This is a genomic window from Nocardia sp. CC201C (assembly GCF_030010695.1).
Taxonomy (GTDB): Bacteria; Actinomycetota; Actinomycetes; order Mycobacteriales; family Mycobacteriaceae; genus Nocardia; species Nocardia otitidiscaviarum.
This window is the reverse complement of the sequence record NZ_JASCXP010000679.1, coordinates 1-2,082: the sequence shown is the minus strand read 5'-3', so window position 1 is coordinate 2,082 and position 2,082 is coordinate 1. Positions and strand designations below refer to the sequence as shown.

At 67.2% G+C, this 2,082-nt stretch carries 3 protein-coding genes; all 3 read right to left on the bottom strand.

The window, feature by feature from the left end:
• Window positions 1-104: 104 nt before the first annotated feature.
• Window positions 105-410: a DUF2469 domain-containing protein gene (locus QK444_RS35835; RefSeq protein WP_011210678.1), complete on the bottom strand. Its 306-nt coding sequence runs from the start codon at window positions 408-410 to the stop codon at window positions 105-107.
• Between the two features lie 53 nt (window positions 411-463).
• On the bottom strand, window positions 464-1,153 hold the full coding sequence (locus QK444_RS35830) for a ribonuclease HII (RefSeq protein WP_282786498.1): 690 nt from the start codon (window positions 1,151-1,153) through the stop codon (window positions 464-466).
• Between the two features lie 165 nt (window positions 1,154-1,318).
• A complete protein-coding gene (gene lepB / locus QK444_RS35825) occupies window positions 1,319-1,996 on the bottom strand; it encodes a signal peptidase I (RefSeq protein WP_228808080.1) in 678 nt (225 codons plus the stop codon).
• Between the last annotated feature and the right edge of the window lie 86 nt (window positions 1,997-2,082).

The following is a 2,082-nucleotide window of genomic DNA, read 5'->3' as shown; positions in this document are numbered from 1 at the left end:
GGGGGGGGGGGGGGCGGTTTGGGCCCCCCCCCAACGCCGAGCTGGGAAAACAGAAAGTCTGGGGATAGTCGGCCGGGTTGTGGACAACCGGGCCTCCGGACCGCCTACTCAGGCAGCCGCAGGTCGGGTTTCTCCAGCTCTTCGATATTCACGTCCTTGAAGGTGATGACTCGAACATGCTTCACGAAGCGGGCGGGCCGGTACATGTCCCAGACCCACGCATCGGACATCCGCACCTCGAAGTACACCTCGCCGTCCGCGTTCTGCGGCCGCAACTCGACCGAGTTGGCGAGGTAGAAGCGGCGCTCGGTCTCCACCACGTACGAGAACTGGCCGACGATGTCCTTGTACTCGCGGTACAGCGAGAGTTCCATCTCGGTTTCGTACTTCTCGAGATCCTCGGCGCTCATCGGGTGGAAAATCCTCCTTCTCGCCACACTGGCCACACTGGCTTATCAGAACATCATCCCGCATACGCGGTATCGGTAGCCACCCGGCCGGTCTCTCGTACGTTTCGCCACGATCGGCGATGCTCGGAGGTGGGTCCGAGCCGGTTCAGCGCCTCGGTGTGCTCGGTGGTGTTGTAGCCCTTGTGCGCGGCGAAACCGTACCCCGGGAACTGCCCGTCCAATTCCACCATCATGCGGTCGCGGGTGACCTTGGCCAGCACACTCGCCGCCGCGATACAGGCCGCCGAGGCGTCGCCGCCGATCACCGGCAGCGAGGGTACGGGCAGGCCGGGGACCCGGAACCCGTCGGAGAGCACGTACCCGGGCGCGGGATCCAATCCCGCCACCGCGCGCCGCATGCCCTCGATATTCGCCACATGGATGCCGATGGCGTCGATCTCCCAGGCCGGAATCACCACCACCCGCCACGCCAGCGCCACCCGCCGGATGACCGGGAACAGCTCCTCCCGCACCGCTTCGGTGAGTTTCTTGGAGTCGTCGAGTCCGGCCAGCACGGGCAGGGGCTTGGGCGGCAGCAGGCAGGCCGCCACCACCAGCGGTCCGGCGGAGGGGCCGCGCCCGGCCTCGTCCACTCCCGCGACCGGGCCGAGGCCGCTGCGGATCAGCGCCGATTCGAGGGTGCGCAGCCCACCGGCCCGGCGCATCACCACCCGCGGCGGCCAGTCACCGCCCTCCCATCGAATCTTCTTGCCGCCCTGTGCCTTCGCGTTCCTGGTCGCCTTCGCGTTCCTGGTCGATGTCGTCCCGCCACCGGCCCGTGCAGCGGCAGGCTGGCGTCCACCGTCGCGCGCGGCACCCTGGGCCGCGCCATTGCCCGAAGTCCCCACCGGTCGATTATCTCTCCGTGTTCAGTTGGTCTGGGGGTTCTGCGACCGGATCAGTCCGATATGGCTCAGCGGCCAGATCTTGACCACCGCCTTGCCGCGCACATCGTCGATCGGCACGGTGCCGTCCAGTTCGTCGTCCATATGGGCGCGGGAGTCGGCCGACTCGTTGCGGTTGTCGCCCATGACCCACAGGTTGCCCTCCGGCACGGTGACGGGTCCGAATTCCCGCCCCTGGGGATTCTGGCGGCCGTACGGCAGACCGGGCACATACGGGTACAGGTACTGCGCGTACGGCTCGTCCAGCGGCTTGCCGTCCACGATCACCCGGCCCTGGTCGTCACAGCACTGCACGGTCTGCCCGCCGACCGCGATCACGCGCTTGACCAGGTCGTTCTCATCCGGCGGCACCAGGCCGAAGATGGAGAAGAAGTTCTGCACCCCGCGCACCACGGTGTTCTCGGAGCGGATCGACCGATAGTGCTGGTTCCACGAGTCGGTCGGGCCGACGAAGACCACCACGTCACCGGGCTGGGGATCGCTCCAGTAGTAGCTCAGCTTCTGCACGTAGATGCGGTCGCCGGTGCCGTTGCGGCCGTGCAGGGTCGGCTCCATGGACTGCGAGGGAATGACGTAGGGGCGACCGATGAAGGTCACGACCACGGCGGCGATGATGGCCGCGATACCGATGAGCAGCGGCAGTTCCTGCCAGAACGGCCGCTGCTTCTTCTCCTTCTTTCCCTTCCGCGACGACCGGCCCCTGGGCTGTCCGTCGTCGGAGGAAAGGT

Bases quoted from the DNA above. Each gene is read 5' to 3' on its own strand.
- QK444_RS35835 (WP_011210678.1), bottom strand. From the start codon at position 410: ATGAGCGCCGAGGATCTCGAGAAGTACGAAACCGAGATGGAACTCTCG.